Source organism: Serratia sp. KH_031 (assembly GCF_057839655.1).
Map to the genome: position 1 here is coordinate 1,561,580 of NZ_CM174496.1, position 18,468 is coordinate 1,580,047.

The 18,468-nt window shown below is 50.0% G+C and carries 17 protein-coding genes; 7 read left to right on the top strand and 10 right to left on the bottom strand.

Features of this window, described 5'->3' with window-relative positions; translation table 11 throughout:
• The first annotated feature begins 185 nt into the window (after positions 1–185).
• A complete protein-coding gene (locus tag AC3ISQ_RS06870; RefSeq protein ID WP_489351744.1) occupies positions 186–665 on the top strand; it encodes a GNAT family N-acetyltransferase in 480 nt (159 codons plus the stop codon).
• Positions 666–809: 144 nt separating this feature from the next.
• On the opposite strand, the gene ppx is transcribed toward AC3ISQ_RS06870, so the two are convergent.
• Entirely contained in the window at positions 810–2,363 is a 1,554-nt protein-coding gene (gene ppx, locus AC3ISQ_RS06875) for an exopolyphosphatase (RefSeq protein WP_489351746.1), read from the bottom strand.
• Positions 2,364–2,373: 10 nt separating this feature from the next.
• Positions 2,374–4,437, bottom strand: coding sequence for a polyphosphate kinase 1 (gene ppk1 / locus AC3ISQ_RS06880; protein ID WP_489351748.1), 2,064 nt, complete (start codon positions 4,435–4,437; stop codon positions 2,374–2,376).
• A 231-nt stretch (positions 4,438–4,668) separates the two neighbouring features.
• Here ppk1 and AC3ISQ_RS06885 point away from each other — a divergent pair, with 231 nt between their 5' ends.
• From AC3ISQ_RS06885 to pstB, 3 genes are read left to right on the top strand one after another with little or no spacing between them, the layout of a single operon-like run.
• Positions 4,669–6,828, top strand: a complete 2,160-nt coding sequence (locus AC3ISQ_RS06885) for an ABC transporter permease subunit (RefSeq protein ID WP_489351750.1) — start codon at positions 4,669–4,671, stop codon at positions 6,826–6,828.
• The gene (gene pstA, locus AC3ISQ_RS06890; RefSeq protein ID WP_489351752.1) at positions 6,825–8,477 is read left to right on the top strand and encodes a phosphate ABC transporter permease PstA; all 1,653 of its coding nucleotides are present in this window, start codon (positions 6,825–6,827) and stop codon (positions 8,475–8,477) included. The genes AC3ISQ_RS06885 and pstA overlap by 4 nt, the downstream gene beginning before the upstream one ends.
• Positions 8,478–9,290 (top strand): phosphate ABC transporter ATP-binding protein PstB, encoded by an 813-nt coding sequence (pstB, locus tag AC3ISQ_RS06895; RefSeq protein ID WP_489351754.1) that lies wholly within the window; start codon positions 8,478–8,480, stop codon positions 9,288–9,290. It begins immediately after the preceding gene.
• Here the strand turns inward: pstB and AC3ISQ_RS06900 are convergent.
• The 4 genes from AC3ISQ_RS06900 to purM form a co-directional block, all read right to left on the bottom strand.
• Positions 9,287–9,880, bottom strand: a complete 594-nt coding sequence (locus AC3ISQ_RS06900) for a bactofilin family protein (protein WP_489351756.1) — start codon at positions 9,878–9,880, stop codon at positions 9,287–9,289. The two genes, pstB and AC3ISQ_RS06900, sit on opposite strands and share 4 nt — an antisense overlap.
• 513 nt (positions 9,881–10,393) lie before the next feature.
• A complete protein-coding gene (gene speG, locus AC3ISQ_RS06905) occupies positions 10,394–10,951 on the bottom strand; it encodes a spermidine N1-acetyltransferase (RefSeq protein WP_489351758.1) in 558 nt (185 codons plus the stop codon).
• Positions 10,952–11,063: 112 nt separating this feature from the next.
• Complete coding sequence (gene purN, locus AC3ISQ_RS06910) at positions 11,064–11,702, bottom strand: phosphoribosylglycinamide formyltransferase (protein WP_489351760.1); 639 nt, start codon at positions 11,700–11,702, stop codon at positions 11,064–11,066.
• The gene (purM, locus tag AC3ISQ_RS06915) at positions 11,702–12,739 is read right to left on the bottom strand and encodes a phosphoribosylformylglycinamidine cyclo-ligase (protein WP_489353161.1); all 1,038 of its coding nucleotides are present in this window, start codon (positions 12,737–12,739) and stop codon (positions 11,702–11,704) included. The genes purN and purM overlap by 1 nt, the downstream gene beginning before the upstream one ends.
• A gap of 255 nt (positions 12,740–12,994) precedes the next feature.
• Here purM and upp point away from each other — a divergent pair, with 255 nt between their 5' ends.
• Both upp and uraA read left to right on the top strand, forming a co-directional pair.
• A complete protein-coding gene (gene upp, locus AC3ISQ_RS06920; protein WP_489351762.1) occupies positions 12,995–13,621 on the top strand; it encodes a uracil phosphoribosyltransferase in 627 nt (208 codons plus the stop codon).
• A 145-nt stretch (positions 13,622–13,766) separates the two neighbouring features.
• The gene (gene uraA, locus AC3ISQ_RS06925; RefSeq protein ID WP_489351764.1) at positions 13,767–15,056 is read left to right on the top strand and encodes a uracil permease; all 1,290 of its coding nucleotides are present in this window, start codon (positions 13,767–13,769) and stop codon (positions 15,054–15,056) included.
• Between the two features lie 56 nt (positions 15,057–15,112).
• Here uraA and AC3ISQ_RS06930 read toward each other — a convergent pair whose 3' ends face one another.
• Positions 15,113–15,415: a hypothetical protein gene (locus AC3ISQ_RS06930; RefSeq protein WP_489351766.1), complete on the bottom strand. Its 303-nt coding sequence runs from the start codon at positions 15,413–15,415 to the stop codon at positions 15,113–15,115.
• Between the two features lie 78 nt (positions 15,416–15,493).
• Entirely contained in the window at positions 15,494–15,658 is a 165-nt protein-coding gene (locus AC3ISQ_RS06935; protein ID WP_489351768.1) for a hypothetical protein, read from the bottom strand.
• On the opposite strand from AC3ISQ_RS06935, the gene hda reads away from it, so the two are divergent.
• Positions 15,628–16,329: a DnaA inactivator Hda gene (gene hda / locus AC3ISQ_RS06940; protein WP_489353163.1), complete on the top strand. Its 702-nt coding sequence runs from the start codon at positions 15,628–15,630 to the stop codon at positions 16,327–16,329. The genes AC3ISQ_RS06935 and hda overlap by 31 nt on opposite strands.
• A 7-nt stretch (positions 16,330–16,336) precedes the next feature.
• Here the strand turns inward: hda and arsC are convergent, their stop codons facing one another.
• Together arsC and bepA are read right to left on the bottom strand one after the other, a co-directional pair.
• Positions 16,337–16,690, bottom strand: a complete 354-nt coding sequence (gene arsC / locus AC3ISQ_RS06945) for an arsenate reductase (glutaredoxin) (protein ID WP_489351770.1) — start codon at positions 16,688–16,690, stop codon at positions 16,337–16,339.
• 25 nt (positions 16,691–16,715) lie between these two features.
• Positions 16,716–18,185 carry a beta-barrel assembly-enhancing protease gene (gene bepA, locus AC3ISQ_RS06950; protein ID WP_489351772.1) on the bottom strand — a complete coding sequence of 490 codons (1,470 nt, stop codon included), beginning with the start codon at positions 18,183–18,185 and terminating at the stop codon, positions 16,716–16,718.
• Positions 18,186–18,468: the final 283 nt, after the last annotated feature.

Sequence of the window (18,468 nt, forward strand, 5' to 3'; positions counted from 1 at the left end):
TAAACAGATGCAATGAGCGTCCGTTCTTCACTCCCAGTTGCCTTTCAACCTTTGCTTATGCATAGTCAATTTTTTTGTAAAGGGTTTGCGCGCAAAGAAGAGTGCCATAAGAAATATGTATTAGACAACGATATTACCGTTTGGTTATATATTATTAATATATAACCAGTTATCTGGAAAACGTCATGTTCACTATCAAAATCGACGATCTCTCCCATCCAGCAGTGCAAGCGTTAGTGGCCTACCATATTTCCGGCATGCTGGAACAGTCTCCCCCCGAAAGCAGCCATGCTCTGGGTGTCCAAAAACTGCGTGACCCGGCAGTGATATTTTGGTCAGCATGGGAGGGGGAACAACTCGCGGGAATTGGCGCGCTGAAAATGCTGGATGATGAACATGGTGAGCTGAAATCAATGCGTACTGCGCCAGATTTTTTACGCCGTGGGGTGGCGAATCAGTTTTTACAGCATATTTTGCAGGTTGCACATGTCAAAGGCTTGCAGCGTCTGAGTTTAGAAACGGGGACACAGCCAGGATTTGCTGCCTGCCATCAACTTTATACCAAGTACGGTTTCGTTGACTGCGAGCCGTTTGCTGATTATCAGTCTGATCCCAATAGTCGTTTTATGACGTTAGTTTTATGCCAGAAAGGTAAACTGTCATGACTAATGCAGAGAGAACACGGCCATATTACTTCCAAAAAGAATGTCTGTTCCTCACCCTTAACCGACAATCAAATTTAACCACAACGACCACCAACCCAGACAACTAAAAAATCGCCCTCCGCAGATGAGGGCGATTTAGTCACATCAGGCCGAGTGTTGTTGCTCGTTCTGTAAATCTTCTTCTTCAATGATCAGCTTCCAGCCAACCACGTCGTTCCAGTATTCCTGTTCACGCTCGAAATCCAGTTGCACCAAGTTGTTCTGCGCCAGATAACCAGCAGGGAAACGTAGCGTCCAATGATTATCATCGGTGTTTAAACGCAGCGTTTCTGGCGTCGTCGTCGATTGGCGTTGGTTGTTGAGCAGGGTGCTCAAACGCAGCAATTGGATCAGCGGTAGATAATGCTTTTTCTTGAACAGGTTCAGGCGTGGTAACTCTTCTAGCTTGATCGCTTTGCGATGAAAGCGTACCAATGCCGCCAACAACAGTTGCTGTTCCTGATGAAAGCCCGGCAGATTGGTATTTTGCAAAATGTAGGCCGAATGACGATGCATTCCGCTGTGATTGATGCTCAACCCCACCTCGTGCAACATGGCTGACCATTTCAACAGCGCTTCTAGTTGTGGATGAACCAGTTTGGTGTTTTGCGCCATCCATTGGGCGTACAGTAATTCTGTGGTTTCCAGTACGCGCCGAGCCTGTTCACGGTCGATATTGTAGTGATCGGCCAGACTTTTTGCTGTACGGCTACGAATATCCTGATGGCGGAAGCGGCCTTCCATTTCATACAGTACACCTTCACGTAACGCACCGTCGGACAGGCGCAGATCGCGAATCGCTAATGCATCAAAGACGCCGCACAGGATCGCCAAGCCCGGAATAAACACCGCCTGACGGTCTTCCGACAAGCCCGGTAAACTCAGTGCGCTGAAGTTCTTGAACTGCAATACTTGCTCGACCAGCATTTCCAGCCGTTCTAAGGTGATCAGGCCATCTTTTTCGCCCATTTCCACCAGCACTTCGTGTGCGGCTTTAATGGTGCCAGAAGCGCCTAACGCATATTGCCAGCCTTGAATGCGGTATTGCCAAGCCAGTGTTTCCAGCTTTTGTGCGGCTGCTAACCGAGCGCGTTTGAAGTTGGCTTTATTGATTTCGCCACCGGGGAAGAACTGTTGGGCAAAGCTGACGCAACCCATACGGCGACTTTCTGCCAGCAGGGGTTCAAAGTCTTCGCCAATCACCAGTTCGGTCGAGCCGCCACCGATGTCGATCACCAGTTTGCGGCCTTTTTCTGGCTGAGTGTGTTCCACACCCATAAAGATCAAGCGCGCCTCTTCTTGCCCAGCGATGATCTCGATGGGATAGGGGATCACTTCCTCTGCACGTTTCAGAAAGACTTCGGCATTCACCGCTTGACGCAATGTGTGTGTCCCGACGATGGTGACGTTATCTGCCGGGAAGCCTTGCAGGCGTTCGGCAAATAAAGCCAAGCAGGCTAAGCCGCGCTCCATTGCTTCTTCACTAAGTACGTTGTTGCTATCCAATCCATCGGCGAGGTGAACACGTTGTTTTAAACGTCCTAACACCTGCAAAGCGCCATTCACGACGCGGGCAATCACCATATGGAAACTGTTGGAGCCAAGATCGATGGCGGCAATTTCCTGTGGCTTATTGGTTACAGTGTTTTTTAGCGGCATAGTTGCTGGCCTACTGTCCTGGTTGTTCCAGAGCTTTTAAATACTCGTAAATGGCAACCTGCGAACGTACTTTACGGCGATTACCGCGCGGCACGTACTGGTTGCTAAGTTCTTTATCGATAAAACGGGCTTTAACTGTGTCGCTGAACAAGATCTCCAGAATATCCAGAACGCGTTGTTTTAACGCAGGATCTAGCAGCGAAACAGCCACTTCAATTCGGTAATCTATGTTACGGGTCATCCAATCCGCAGAGGAGAGGTAAACCTGTTTGTCACCTTTATTTTCGAAGACGTAAACCCGATCGTGTTCCAAAAAGCGGTCAACGATACTGGTTACTTGGATATTGTCACTGATTCCCGGCTGGTTGGGAACCAGAGAACACATCCCACGCACTAACAGACGGATTTTCACTCCGGCGCTAGAGGCGGCATAAAGCTTATCCACCAATCCGGTATCAACCAGGTTATTGATTTTCAACATGATGCCAGATGGCTCACCGGCCTGAGCATTGGCAATCTCGTTGTCGATTAATTCGTACAGCTTCAGGCGCGAGTTTTGCGGTGAGACCATCAGATTGTCGAAGGTCACCGGTCGGTAAGGATTTTCAATAAAGTTGAATACCCGGCGTACCTCGTTGGTGATGCGCGCATCGGCGGTCAGCAGCGAATAGTCGGTATAAATCCGTGCGGTTTTCTCATTGAAATTCCCGGTACCTATATGAGCATAGCGCACAATTTGATCGCCTTCGCGACGAGATATCAGGAACAGTTTGGCGTGAATTTTCAGCCCCGGCGCCGAGAAGATAACGTGGACTCCCGCCTCGGTCAGACGCTTGGCCCAATGGATATTGGCTTCTTCATCAAAGCGCGCTTGTAACTCCACGACCACGGTCACTTTCTTGCCGTTATGCGCGGCATGGATCATCGACTCGATGATGCGCGAGTCTTTGGCGACGCGGTAAATATTAATTTTTATCGCGAGTACGCTTGGGTCGAATGATGCCTGACGCAGTAACTCCAGCACATGTTCGAAAGTGTGGTACGGGTAGTAGAGCAACACGTCTTGTTCACGGATGGCGTCGAAACCGTTACGAAAATGATCGAACCAAATATGGCGCAGACGTGGCAACGGTTTGTTGACCAGATTAGCCTTGCCAACGTTGGGGAAGCTGATGAAATCTTTGAAGTTATGGTAACGCCCGCCAGCGATGACGGAATCGTAGTTGGAGATACCGAGTTTTTCACGCAGCACTTCAACCATTTCTGCTGGCATATCGCGTTGATAAACAAAGCGTACCGGTTCGGCGGTTAAGCGCTGTTTCAGGCTGGATGACATCAATTCCAGCAGGCTGGATTCCATCTCGGTAACCAGATCGTATTCTGCATCGCGGGTCATCTTCATCGAGTAAGCGTTGAGCGCATCGTAATCGAAGAAGCCTTTGAAGATATCATCCAAGCAATAACGCAGGATGTTATCTAACAAGATCATCGGTTTGCGGCGGCGTGGTGCTTCCGGTGGCAGATTGACGAAACGCGGCACTTTATCGGATGGGATTTCCAATAGCGCGTAATCAATGCGCGTACCGCGGATAATCTCCACCGCCAGATAGGTGTAATCGTCTTTTAAGAACTGCACCAGATTGGTGTCGTGGTTCAACAAGATGGGCGTGATGTGCTGCCGTAGATGTTGCTTAAAGTACTGCCGTAGCCAGATTTGCTGGTTTTCAGACACTTGACGTTCGTTGATCAGAAAGATTTGATTGCGCGCCATTTCTAGCAACAGGTCGTTATACAGGCCATCAAATTCTTGATCGGTTTTCAATACTTTGGCTTGGATGCGCTTTAGCAGATGGCGCGAACCGCCGCCAGAGCCTTGCTCCTCGCTGATTAAGATGCGTCGTTTCAGCTCGGCAAAACGAACTTTATAGAATTCATCCAGATTATTGGAGTAAATGCCCAAAAAACGCATGCGCTCAATCAGGGGATTGCTCTTATCTGCGGCTTCCTGCAATACGCGTTCATTAAAGGATAACCAGCTTAGTTCTTTATCGATGTAGAGCTTTTCCTGACTCATTGCCACTCCGGTTCAATTCGAGATAGTAGAATTCTCCGTTCCAACTGCGATGTCGCGGTTGGATGCTGTCCTAGTGTCCTACGGCATTATTGCGAGAGATTGACAAAAAAGTCCAACATATCTACTGGCTTAGCTAAGGTTAACTTTGTCATGCAAACGTCACAAAACTGACATAAGATGCCCGGTTATCTTTTGGCATAAAAACTGAGTATAGAGCTGGTTACGGTAGATATGACACCAATGACGTTAAATCAACATCCGAGAGATCGCCTGCGCGCGCGTATTGATCGCGTGGTACAGGGTATGGTGACCGCCAGCGGATTGTTGGTGTTGATGACGCTGATGCTGATTTTTGTCTATCTGTTGTTCGCGGTGCTGCCGTTGTTTCAATCGGCCAGCGTGAAGCCGATACAAACGTTGCCAATCAATCCTAGCGCGCCAGCATTGGCTTTGGGCATGGATGTACAACAGCGTATCGGTTATCGCATTGATACGCAGGGTAATGGTCAATTCTACCGTTTGGCGGCTCAAGGGGCGCTGATGGTGCAACAATCGCTACTGCCTCAACCCGCGCTGCTGGCTCAAGCAGTCGGTGAACGTGATCTGTTTGCTTTGACGCAGAGCGATGGCAAGTTTATCGTGACCAAGGCGGATTTGGCCCCGAAAAATGGCTCGGAACCACTATGGTCATTCCCACTTGGGCAACAGCCGATGAGTCTCGATAAGCGGCAGCATCCGCTCGTGTTATTGGCGTTGGCCGAAACTTATAACGGACAATTTCTGCTGGCGGCGGTGACGGACGATCATCGTTTGCTGTTTGGGCGCTACCGTGTTGGTAAAAATCCACAACTAATTGAAATTCCGCTAAAAACTTCCGTGCAACAACTGGTATTAACGCCAGATGGCCGTCAACTGTATCTGTTGAGCGGTAATCAGCTCGCGCGTTATCAAATTGGCGATACCCAACTGCAATTGAGTGAAACTCGTGAATTGGGGCAAGGTGCGCCTTATCAATTAACGGCACTACCCGGCGGTAGTGCGCTAATTGTTAAATCTGCCGATGGTAGTTGGCGCGAATGGTTCGACGTGGAGAAAGATCAACGTTGGCAACTGACGGCGGTGCAACACTTCCAACATCGCAGCACTTCGCAGGAATTGCTGGTGGCGGAGCCTTATCGCCGGGTGTTTGCCTCACTTGCTCCGAACGGCGAATTCGCGTTGTTCTCCAGTATTCAGCCGCAGCCGTTATTAAGTCAGAAACTGACGGGCGGTATTCAACAAATGGCGTTTGCACCACGGGGCGATGGATTGCTGCTAGAGACGGCTCAAGGCTGGCTGCGATATAGCGTAGATAATGCCTACCCGGACGTGACTTGGCGTTCGCTGTGGCAAAAAGTTTGGTATGAGAATTACCCAGAACCGGCCTATGTCTGGCAGTCCACCTCGGGTGAGGACAGCTATCAAGCCAAGTTCAGCCTGATGCCGGTGATTTTTGGCACCTTCAAAGCTGCGGGCTACGCCATGTTGTTTGCTATCCCATTGGCCTTAGCGGGGGCGATTTATACCGCGTACTTTATGTCCTCTGGCTTGCGACGCGTGATCAAACCGGCGATAGAAGTGATGGGCGCATTGCCGACGGTGGTGATTGGCCTCGTTGCGGGTATCTGGTTGGCGCCGATCATTGAACATTATTTATTGGCGGTCATAACGTTGCCCATATTGCTGGCGTTTGCGGTGCTGCTGTGTGGTGGCGTGGTGAGCAAATATTTCCGCCAGCGAGTTTCTCCTGCATGGGATTTACTGATCCTGTTGCCGGTAGTAGTGGTGACAGTATGGTTAGCGTTTGCCGTTGGACCGTGGCTGGAAATGAAACTGTTTGGTGAGCCATTACATTTTTGGTTGGGTGATAGTTTTGATCAACGCAATACGCTGGTGGTGGGCGTCGCGATGGGATTTGCTTTGGTGCCGATTATTTTTTCATTGGCGGAAGATGCACTGTTTAGCGTGCCGGCCACATTGAGCCGCGGTTCGTTGGCGTTGGGTGCGAGCCAGTGGCAAACGGTGATCCGCGTGGTGTTACCTTCCGCTAGTGCCGGTATCTTCTCTGCGTTGATGATTGGTTTTGGCCGGGCGGTAGGGGAGACGATGATCGTCCTGATGGCGACCGGTAACACGCCGGTGATTGATGGCAGTCTGTTCCAAGGGCTGCGCGCTTTGGCTGCTAATATCGCCATTGAAATGCCGGAAGCGGTCGCGGGTAGCAGCCATTATCGTGTGCTGTTCCTCACTGCACTGGTACTGTTTGTATTCACCTTTGTGTTCAATACGCTGGCTGAAGCTATTCGCCTTCGTTTACGTGAGCGCTACACGCAGAATCAGGAGGCGCTATGAGAACTTGGCTCAAAGCAGGCACTCCTTGGGTTTGGTTGACGGCGGCGTCGGTCACGATCAGCCTGTTGGCGCTAATCGGCATCTTACTGTTATTAGCTGGGCAAGGGATGCGCTATTTCTGGCCTAGCCCGGTTTACCAATTTGAGCTGAACCAAAGTGGCGCAGGATCAGTCATGGTCATTGGTGAACTTTACCAACAACAGAGCATTTCGCGCCGCCAGTTGCAAGAATCGGGCGTGATGATGCCTACGGGTGATCAGCAGGAATTCACGCGTTACCTGATTAAGGTCGGTAATCGTGAGAGCGAAGGGCAGGACTTCCGCACTCTACTGGCGAGTGATGTGCGCCAGCGTACCGCCCCGCGTGATTTGTTGGTGCTTGAACGTAACAGCAATGGCACTGCGTATGGCTATTTGGCTGGCATGTTGGAAGACGGTCAGCCGATGACGGGGCGTAATCTGGGGCAATCACTGTTACAGCGTTTACCACAAATTGCCGCGCTTTCTCGGCAGGCTCACGATATTCAATTCCGCGATATGGCGCGTATTAACGAGCAATTTGAGCGGTTACGTCTCCACGAAAAGAGTTTGCAACGCGACCGTCAATTCGATGCACAAGCTCAAGCCGCGATTAAAGCTGAGCGAGTGGAGTTACAGCGCCAGTTCCAGCAGCTTACCACCCAGTTAAGCGGCTTGAATGCCGATCGTCAACGTGACGCCTTAGTGCTGCGTGATATGCACGGTCAATTACGCACCATCCCATTGAGTGAAGTGCGCGACGCTTGGTATCCAAACGCGATGAGCTTCACGCAAAAATGGCGGCATTGGGGCGAACAGGTACATAAATTCCTTACCGACAGTCCACGTGAAGCCAATACTGAGGGGGGCGTGTTCCCGGCGATTTTCGGTACGGTATTGATGGTGATTCTGATGTCGATCGTGGTGATGCCTTTCGGCGTGGTAGCTGCCGTTTATCTCCATGAGTACGCGGGTAATAATTTATTAACCCGTCTGATTCGTATCGCTGTCGTGAATCTGGCTGGTGTGCCTTCCATCGTCTACGGCGTATTCGGGTTAGGTTTTTTTGTCTATATGATAGGCGGCACCTTAGATCAACTGTTCTATTCTGAATCGTTACCGAACCCGACCTTTGGTACGCCGGGCGTACTGTGGGCGGCGTTGACGTTGGCCTTGTTGACTTTACCGGTGGTGATTGTGGCGACGGAAGAAGGGTTGTCTCGTATCCCTGTGGCGTTGCGTCAAGGTTCGTTGGCTTTGGGTGCGAACCGGGCGGAAACCTTATGGCACATTGTGTTGCCGATGGCGGCTCCGGCGATGATCACTGGGCTGATTCTAGCGGTAGCACGAGCTGCGGGGGAAACAGCACCGTTGATGTTGGTTGGGGTGGTGAAATCGATGCCAGTATTGCCTGTTGACGGCATCTTCCCGTATCTGCATTTGGAACGAAAATTTATGCACCTGAGCTTCCAGATTTATGACATGGCCTTCCAAAGCCCGAGTGTGGAGGCGGCTCGTCCGCTGGTGTTCGCCACGGCGTTGCTGTTGGTGGTGATTGTTGTTGGGCTGAATTTGGCAGCGATGGGTATTCGTCATTCCCTCAGGGAAAAATATCGGGTGTGGAGTCAGTAAATGAGTTTGAAAACCCCGGGCAGTTTGCCCCCGCTGGATGTCCAGCACCTTGCTGATGAACATACGATATTGGCAATGCACGAACTAAATCTGTTCTACGGCGAGAAACAGGTTTTGCATGATATTTCATTGCGTATTCCAAAACATCGAGTCACGGCGCTGATTGGGCCCTCCGGCTGTGGGAAATCGACCTTGTTACGTTGCTTCAACCGGATGAACGATTTGGTCGATAATTGTCGTATTACCGGTGAATTGCAGTTGAACGGTGAAACTATCACTGGCTCACAGGTTGATGTCGCGGCGTTGCGGCGGCGGGTGGGAATGGTGTTCCAACGGCCGAACCCGTTTCCAAAATCAGTCTATGAAAACGTGGTGTATGGGCTGAGGCTACAAGGCGTTCGTGACCGCCGTATTCTGGATGAAGCGGTGGAACGTTCGTTACGCGCTGCGGCGCTGTGGCATGAGGTCAAGGATCGGTTACGTGAAAATGCGTTCCGTCTTTCCAGTGGACAACAACAAAGGCTGGTGATTGCGCGTGCGATTGCCATCGAACCAGAAGTTTTGTTACTGGATGAACCGACGTCGGCGTTGGACCCGATTTCTACGCTGACCATTGAAGAGCTGATTTCTGCCTTGAAACAGCGTTACAGTGTAGTTCTGGTGACGCATAACATGCAGCAGGCTGCGCGGGTTTCAGACTACACTGCGTTTATCCACCAGGGAACCCTAGTGGAATATAACGATACTGATGGCATATTCACTTCGCCGAAACAGCGCAGAACCGAGGATTACATCACCGGGCGCTATGGTTAAAACTCGTTAGCCGTTTGGCTTGCTGGTTCTTGGTTTTCAGGGGCGTTGGCAGCCGCTTTTATCACGGTCACTTTCGCTTGTTCTTTGTTGGTTTGGTTGGCTTGCTTGATCAATTGTGACTGACCAACAAAGACGCCACCTTTCTCGATAGAAAACTCATCTGTGAAGATATCACCGCGCATATGGCCTTTAGGCTGGATGGAGATCATCTCGGCGTAGCAGCGTCCTTCTACAGAGCCATTGATCAGAATCTGTTGAGCACGGATTTCACCTTTTACCTGGCCGTTATGTTCGATGCGTACTTGATGGGTAGTTGTGAGGTTACCTTCGATAGTGCCTTCAACGACGATATTGCCATCGCCTACGACTGCACCAGTAAGGTGGGCACCGTTGGAGATAAAGGTATCTTTTTTAACCACGATAGGTTTGATAGCATCCAGATTGATAGCGGTAGGGACTACTGCAGCTAATTTTTCTGCCATTGCTGGCTCAGCTTCTAGCTTTTTCACGGTTTTTTCCGTTTGTTGCTCTGGTTTTTCTTGCTTAGAAGGTTGTTGGTCTGTGTGTTTCTGTTTAGAAAATAGCTTCATTTTGTCCGTCCATTTAATTTTATAAATAATGATACTTGCCGCTAACAAGCTGATAACAGCGATGGTGGTCGGTATCGTGTTAAGCTGAAAGCGAGAAATATGGGTCCCTGTTAGCCAGAGTATTATGAGTAGTACCCATAAACCCCACATATACCAAAGAAAATTGTAGTTGCGCATAGTGAATAGGCTCATTAAATTCCGTTTTCCGCGGCGAAAGACGCTGATTGTTGCGATCGACGTTAATCCGTAACAACTGAGAATTCGGTATCACGAAAGGGATAATACATGACAATAAAAGGCAATTCATTAATCGTCGAGTTTATACCCGTCATACTTGAAGCTGCATCCGTGTTGGCTGCGTTCGTTCACCCGAATCACTTACTTTAGTAAGCTCATCGGGATTTACTCACTTGCCGCCTTGATGCAACTCCAATTATTTAGGGTATAGTTGATTTATTCTAATTATATTTATCCGACAACTATCATTAATTAGTTGTCGGATATTTCTTGATTTTATTTGGAGTTTTTCTTACCTGCAACCGGATGCGTCTTGAATTTTGCTAGGTATTGCGGCTGGAAGATGCACATACGCAGTACGGTACGGTATTCACCGTTAACGAAAAATTCGTCGATCAACTCACCTTCAACCTCGAATCCTAACTTGCTATAGATGTGGATCGCTTTCGGATTTTCTTTATCAACGATCAGATACAGTTTGTACAGATTGAGCACTGAGAAGCCATAATCCATCGCCAATCTGGCAGCGGTGCTGGCATAGCCTTTGCCCTGATGCGTCGGGTCGATGATGATTTGGAACTCTGCGCGACGATGAATATGGTCGATTTCCACCAACTCGACCAGACCGACTTTTGCCCCTTCATGCTCAATGATAAAACGCCGTTCACTCTGGTCGTGAATATGTTTGTCGTATAGATCTGAAAGTTCGACAAAAGCTTCATAAGGTTCTTCGAACCAATAACGCATCACGCTGGCGTTATTATCCATTTGATGAACAAACGCCAAATCGTCTCGTTCCAATGGGCGTAACCTGACATGACTGCTGCTGGACATATTTTTTCCTCAATGTCATGAATATGCGGGAAGTATAACCCTGAGCAATGAATTTCGACGAAAAAAAACGGCGCTAAAATTAGCACCGTCTATTCGTTATTGGGATGGGTAATTAATCCGCCGCGTGTCCTTGCTCTGGCAATCGTTCGTCATCGAGCCAAGCGGCGTTATCACGCATCGCCAATCGGCCTTCAACAAACCAATTCACCACCAGTGGATAAATGCAGTGTTCTTGCGCTTGTACCCGCTCGATGACTTCATCTTCTTCATCACCGGGGAAGATTGGCACTTTGGCTTGTAGGATCACCGGGCCGCCGTCGAGCTGTTCAGTAACGAAGTGCACCGAAGTGCCGTGTTCGCTATCACCGTTGTCGATTGCTTGGCGATGAGTATGTAAACCGGGGTATTTCGGCAGCAAGGACGGGTGGATATTCAGCATCCGCCCAGCGTAACGCTGAACGAAAGCCGCGCTAAGAATGCGCATATAACCGGCCAGTACCACTAGATCGGGATGGTATTGGTCGATGGCATCTGCCAGTGCGGCATCGAATGCTTCGCGATCGGCAAAGGCTTGGGCATCCAACGAATGTGCGTTAATACCGGCTTCTTTGGCGCGTTGCAGGCCATAAGCCTGCGCCTTGTTACTGAATACCGCTACGATTTCAGCGGCAATTCGTCCTTGTTGGCAGGCGTTAATCAATGCCTGGAGATTGCTTCCCTGGCCAGAGACCAACACCACGATCTTTTTCATTACTGGATGACCACTTGTTGTTCGTCTGAAGAAGCCACCAGTTTACCGATCTCCCAGGCTTTTTCACCTGCCGCGTTCAGCAGAGCAATCGCTGCTTCCACTTCGGCTGCTGGCAGGGCAATCACCATACCGACGCCGCAGTTAAAGGTGCGATACATCTCATGACGGCTGACGTTACCTGCCTGTTGTAGCCAGTTAAAGACCGCCGGCCATTGCCAGCTAGATTCGTCGATAACTGCCTGCATACCTTCTGGTAACACGCGTGGGATGTTTTCCCAGAAGCCGCCGCCGGTTAGGTGGGCGATGGCGTGAATGTCGTGTTTCTCAATCAATTCCAAAACGGATTTGACATAGATTTTGGTCGGCGCCAGCAAGTGATCCGCCAGTGATTTACCGTCGAGATCGGTCGTGGTTGGGTCGGTGTTGCTGACTTCAAGAATTTTGCGCACCAACGAGTAGCCGTTAGAGTGCGGGCCAGAAGCGCCTAGCGCGATCAGCACGTCACCGGATTGTACTTTGCTGCCGTCGATGATTTCAGATTTCTCTACGACGCCGACGCAAAAACCGGCCACGTCATAATCTTCGCCGTGATACATCCCTGGCATTTCAGCGGTCTCACCGCCGACTAATGCACAGCCAGATTGTTTACAACCTTCGGCGATGCCGGTGATCACACTGGCGGCGGTATCCACATCCAGTTTGCCGGTAGCGTAGTAATCTAGGAAGAACAGCGGCTCGGCCCCTTGAACGACCAGATCGTTAACACACATCGCGACCAGATCGATACCGATGGTGTCATGACGTTTTAGATCCATCGCCAGACGCAGTTTGGTACCTACGCCGTCGGTGCCAGAAACCAGAATTGGTTCGCGATATTTTTGCGGTAATGCACACAGGGCACCGAAACCGCCCAATCCACCCATTACTTCCGGGCGGCGGGTCTGTTTAACTACACCTTTGATGCGATCTACCAATGCGTTACCAGCATCGATATCGACACCTGCGTCTTTATAGCTGAGAGAGGTTTTGTCGGTCACTGCGCGATCCCCACGACGATTTGCGGTTTGAAAACGGTGCATCCGGTGTTGGTTCCGGAACAAGGCGCGGCAATTCTAACAGCGTAGGCAAACGTTTGCGAGTGACTTGTGAAGCAGCTCCAACTTTTCATCAACTATACTAATGATCAATCTTTTGTTGATCTTGCACAGGCTAATGTTAGTGGCGTAGGCAAGAAAAGGAGTTATAATCCCGCGATTTTTTTGGCCGCCAACCGCCTTAATAGGAGAAAAATAATGAAGATCGTTGAGGTGAAACACCCGCTGGTAAAACATAAACTGGGTCTGATGCGTGAAAATGACATTAGTACCAAACGTTTTCGTGAACTGGCATCTGAAGTGGGTAGTTTGCTGACCTATGAAGCGACCGCTGATCTGGAAACCGAAAAGGTCACTATCGAAGGTTGGTGTGGGCCGGTTGAAGTGGATCAGATCAAAGGGAAAAAGATCACCGTAGTGCCCATTTTACGTGCGGGTCTGGGCATGATGGAAGGGGTGTTGGAGAACGTACCGAGTGCGCGTATCAGCGTGGTCGGTGTGTATCGTGACGAAGAAACCCTTAAGCCAGTGCCTTATTTCCAAAAACTGGTTTCCAATATTGAAGAACGTATGGCGCTGGTGGTTGACCCGATGTTGGCAACCGGTGGCTCGATGATCGCCACTATTGATCTGCTGAAAAAAGCGGGCTGCCACAGTATTAAGGTACTGGTATTGGTTGCTGCGCCAGAAGGTATCGCTGCGCTGGAAAAAGCGCACCCGGATATAGAACTGTATACTGCTTCGATCGACCAGTGTCTGAATGAACATGGGTACATTGTTCCTGGCCTGGGTGATGCGGGTGACAAGATATTTGGTACTAAATAATAATCAGCCGACCAGAGAGTCGGCTTTTTTATGCTCTTCGTCTTTCAAGCTACAGCGTTGTTCTGCTTGGCTGTAGCTTGAAACCCATTGGGTATAACCGCACTACACTGACACCACTAATAATACTATTCAGAGGAAAACACACATGACCCGTCGCGCCATCGGCGTCAGCGAACGCCCGCCGCTCTTGCAAACGATACCGTTGAGTTTCCAACACCTATTTGCCATGTTCGGTGCCACTGTATTGGTACCGATCCTGTTTAAGATCAACCCGGCGACGGTGCTGCTGTTTAATGGTGTTGGTACTCTGTTGTATCTATTTATCTGTAAAGGAAAAATCCCAGCATACTTGGGTTCCAGCTTTGCCTTTATTTCACCGGTCTTGCTGTTGTTACCACTGGGGTATGAAGTGGCGCTCGGTGGTTTCATTATGTGTGGCGTGCTGTTTTGTTTGGTGGCGCTGATTGTGAAAAAAGCGGGCACCGGTTGGTTGGATGTGATGTTCCCACCGGCGGCAATGGGGGCCATTGTTGCGGTTATCGGTCTGGAATTGGCAGGCGTTGCGGCTAATATGGCGGGGTTGTTACCGGCTGATGGTGCATCACCAGATACCACGACGATTACCATTTCGTTGGTGACGTTGGGCGTGACGATTCTTGGCTCAGTGCTATTTCGTGGCTTCTTGGCGATTATCCCGATCCTGATCGGTGTGTTGGTGGGGTATGCGTTGTCGTTCTTCATGGGCGTGGTTGATTTGACGCCGATCCGTGAAGCGCACTGGTTTGCTTTACCCACTTTCTATACTCCACGTTTTGAATGGTTTGCTATCTTTACCATTTTGCCTGCGGCATTAGTGGTGATTGCTGAGCACGTCGGCCATTTGGTGGTGACGGCGAATATTGTCAAAAAGGATCTGATTCGCGATCCCGGTCTGCATCGTTCGATGTTTGCCAACGGTATCTCAACGGTGATCTCCGGCTTCTTCGGCTCAACGCCCAACACCACTTATGGTGAGAACATCGGCGTGATGGCGATTACCAAGGTTTACAGCACTTGGGTGATTGGTGGCGCGGCGATATTGGCCATCTTACTTTCCTGCGTGGGTAAACTGGCAGCGGCGATTCAGGCCGTACCTGTCCCGGTGATGGGCGGTGTTTCCTTGCTGTTGTACGGCGTGATTGGCGCATCAGGTATTCGCGTATTGATTGAATCTAAAGTGGATTACAACAAAGCGCAGAACTTGATTCTGACTTCGGTGATCCTGATTATTGGGGTCAGTGGGGCAAAAGTGCATATCGGCGCGGCTGAATTGAAAGGTATGGCGCTGGCGACGGTGGTGGGTATCGGCTTGAGCTTGCTGTTCAAATTGATCAGCATCTATCGCAAAGAAGAAGAAATCATCGACGTGCCAGAAGAACGTATCGAACAGAAATAACGGCTCGGTAAAAAATAACGATGAGGGGCGGTTCATTACTGATACCGCCCCTTTGATTAATTACTTTTTGACGTTGCGTCGTCCGCCTTATCCTTCGCCTGATCGAGCAATTCATTGCCTTTTTTCTCTGCGTCCTGCTTCACAGCATCCGCTTTGGCTTTGGCCTCATCGGTCATGGCATCGACTTTGTTAGCCGCATCCTCGGTGACGGCATCAGCCTTGTCTTTCAACTGATCGGCCTGTTCTGTGGCAGCCTCTTTCGCTTTGTCTACGCTTGAATCAACTTTCGAGGAATCATCGCAGCCAGCAACCAATAGACCGACAATGGCCGCCAACAGCACTTTATTCCATGGTTTCATCGTTAGTATCCTTCCGCTTATCCCGACGCCGGGACAGGTTTGTGTTGAAATACATCGTTCGCCCATAAAGGCTGTTTTTTAGTGTAGTTCAGAGTTGGTTTTTTTCCGGTAATTGTACGTTATTGCGGCATAAAATCCTGCCAGTTCAACAGTGGCTGCTTTTTGTGTTAGACTTGGCACGTTTTCCTGCCAGCCTTGGTTGAGGTGCTTTTCTGAATACGCCGGCACAGCTTTCACTGCCACTTTATCTTCCCGATGATGAAACTTTTGCCAGTTTTTATCCGGGGGAGAATCCTTCTCTATTAGCCGCGATCCAGTCTGCCATTCGGCAAGAACACGGTAGTTATATCTATTTCTGGTCGCGGGAAGGGGGCGGTCGTAGCCATTTGCTACATGCAGCCTGTGCCGAACTGTCGCAACGGGATGAAGCTGTCGGCTATGTGCCACTGGATAAACGCGCCTATTTCGTCCCGGAAGTGCTGGACGGTATGGAGCAGTTAGCGCTGGTATGCATCGATAATATTGAATGTATTGCCGGTGACGAAGAGTGGGAGATGGCTATCTTCAATCTGTACAACCGCATTCAGGAAACCGGACGCACGCGCCTGTTCATTACCGGCGATCGTCCACCACGCCAGTTGAATCTACGTCTGCCGGATCTGGCTTCTCGTCTCGATTGGGGACAAATCTACAAGCTGCAACCTCTCTCCGATGAAGAGAAACTATCCGCACTGCAACTGCGCGCCAAACTGCGCGGTTTCGAATTGCCGGAAGACGTGGGGCGTTTCCTGCTAAAACGGTTGGATCGTGAAATGCGCACATTGTTTATGACGTTAGATCAGCTTGATCACGCGTCGATCACCGCGCAACGCAAGCTGACTATCCCGTTTGTGAAAGAGATTTTGGGGCTGTAGTTCAGTATTACAAAATCTCTAAAACCTGCTCCGGTGGGCGGCCAATTCGCGCTTTAGTCCCTTTTACTACGATCGGACGTTCGATTAATTTCGGGTTGGCGACCATCGCTGCTAGTAGTTGTTCTTCGCTTAACCCAACATCTGCCAGTTTGAGTTCTTTATATAAATCTTCTTTCTTGCGCATCAGGTCGCGGGCAGAGCTGAAACCCAGCTCTTTCAACAATGTTTTTAATTCGTCGACTGAAGGCGGTGTGTCTAGATACAGCACGATTTGTGGTTCTACGCCTTGTTGCTCCAGCAACGCCAATGTTTCGCGGCTTTTTGAGCAACGTGGGTTGTGGTAAATAGTCACATTCTTCATGAAAACAAACTCCTTCGGGTAAAAATCAACTGCGCTGATATTGGCGGAACCGCTGTTGCAGTTGGCGTAATTGGTCAATGCGGGCGTCATAACGCGCCTGTTTCAAGCTGCCGAGTTTTTCCAGTGAACTGGCATTACTGAGTAAACCGATGGCCTGATCGAGTTGACCTGCCAGAGCTAAACTCTCGGCGCGGGCGGAAAGTTCTTCATCACGTAGCCCTTGAGCGGCGCTGGCCTGTGCCAGTAGATCCCAGCCGTTGGGATCGTCTGGGTGGGCGAAGGTATAGCGATTCAGGATTTTTGATGCCTGAGCCGATTTATTGCCTTCGACATAGGCGTTAGCCAAATTGAGCTGTAACACCGGATTGTTGCTCTGGGCGGCATTCACCGCTTCCAATCGCGCGATGGCCTGCGGCGCCTTTTTCTGGCCGAGGTCAATATCGGTCAGAATATCGAGATACCAGACGTTTTTCGCATCTTTAGCCAATAATGGTTGAATGATATTGCGAGCGTCGTCGTACTTTTTTGCTTCGTAGAACAGCAGCGCTCGCCCGTATTTGGCGGCAACCTGCTGACGAACATTACCTTTGCTATAAGTGTCGAGCAGTTCTTCACTCAAGCCATAACCTTCAGAACTGTACATACCTAAAGAGCGTATCTTGGCGAATAGGTAATCCTGTGATGATTGTACCGGATTAGGTTTCATTTGGTTGGCGCGGTTGCGGGTATCGGAAAGGCGGCTATCTGGCAACGGGTGAGTTAGCAACATTTCCGGTGGTTTAGAGGCATAACGCGACTGATCGGCCAATTTTTGTAAGAAATTAGGCATGGCCTCGGGATCGAACCCCGCGCGTTGTAGCACCTGAATACCGATGCGGTCGGCTTCTTGCTCGTTACTCTGGGTAAAGCTGATGATGCCTTGTTGCGTACCGGCCAGTGTTCCGCTCAGTGCCGCCATCCCCATGGCTGGGTTAGCCATCGCCAGCAGAATGGAACCCAGTGCGCCGACCCAAGTCAGTGGGGCGTTTCGCTGTTGTTCTTCCATGGCTCGAGCCAAGTGACGCTGGGTAACGTGTGAAATTTCGTGCGCTAACACCGAAGCCAATTGGCTTTCGTTATCGGTTTCACGGAACAACGCCGAGTGCAGCACCACATTGCCGCCAAAGAAGGCAAAGGCGTTGATTTCGTCGTTGCGTACCAAGAAGAAATGAAATGGTGTGCGCACGGAATAAGCGCTGGCGACCAGCCTGTTTCCCAACTGATTGATATATTGAGTGAGTAATGGATCGTTAATCAGCGGCGCACTGGCACGAAGTTGGCGAACATAAAAGTCGCCCATTGCCAACTCTTGACCGATGCTGAGCGTGCCACCTGCGGTGGTGCCCATATCAGGGAGTTGATCCTGACTTTCTGCATTCACCGGGGCCACGGCGGTAGCATTGAGCGTGCCGAGCAACAGTACTGCAATCACTGTTTTGGTCAACCGGGTGGTCATAATGAGACTTTCCCTCTATAAAATATCTTAATACCCGTCATACTTGAAGCCGCCTCTGCGTTGGCTGCGTTCACTCCCCCGAATCACTTACTGACGTAAGCTCATCGGAACTCACTCACTTGCCGTCTTGATGCAACTCCAATTATTTAGGATATAAGACGTCAGCATCCCATAAGAGTTCTTCTTCCGTGCAAGACTCTCCAGTACAATCAACGCGAAAGTGCGTCAGCTCACAAAATGGTGCGGCTTTTAGGGCAAAATCAGACTGATCTCATCATAGCCA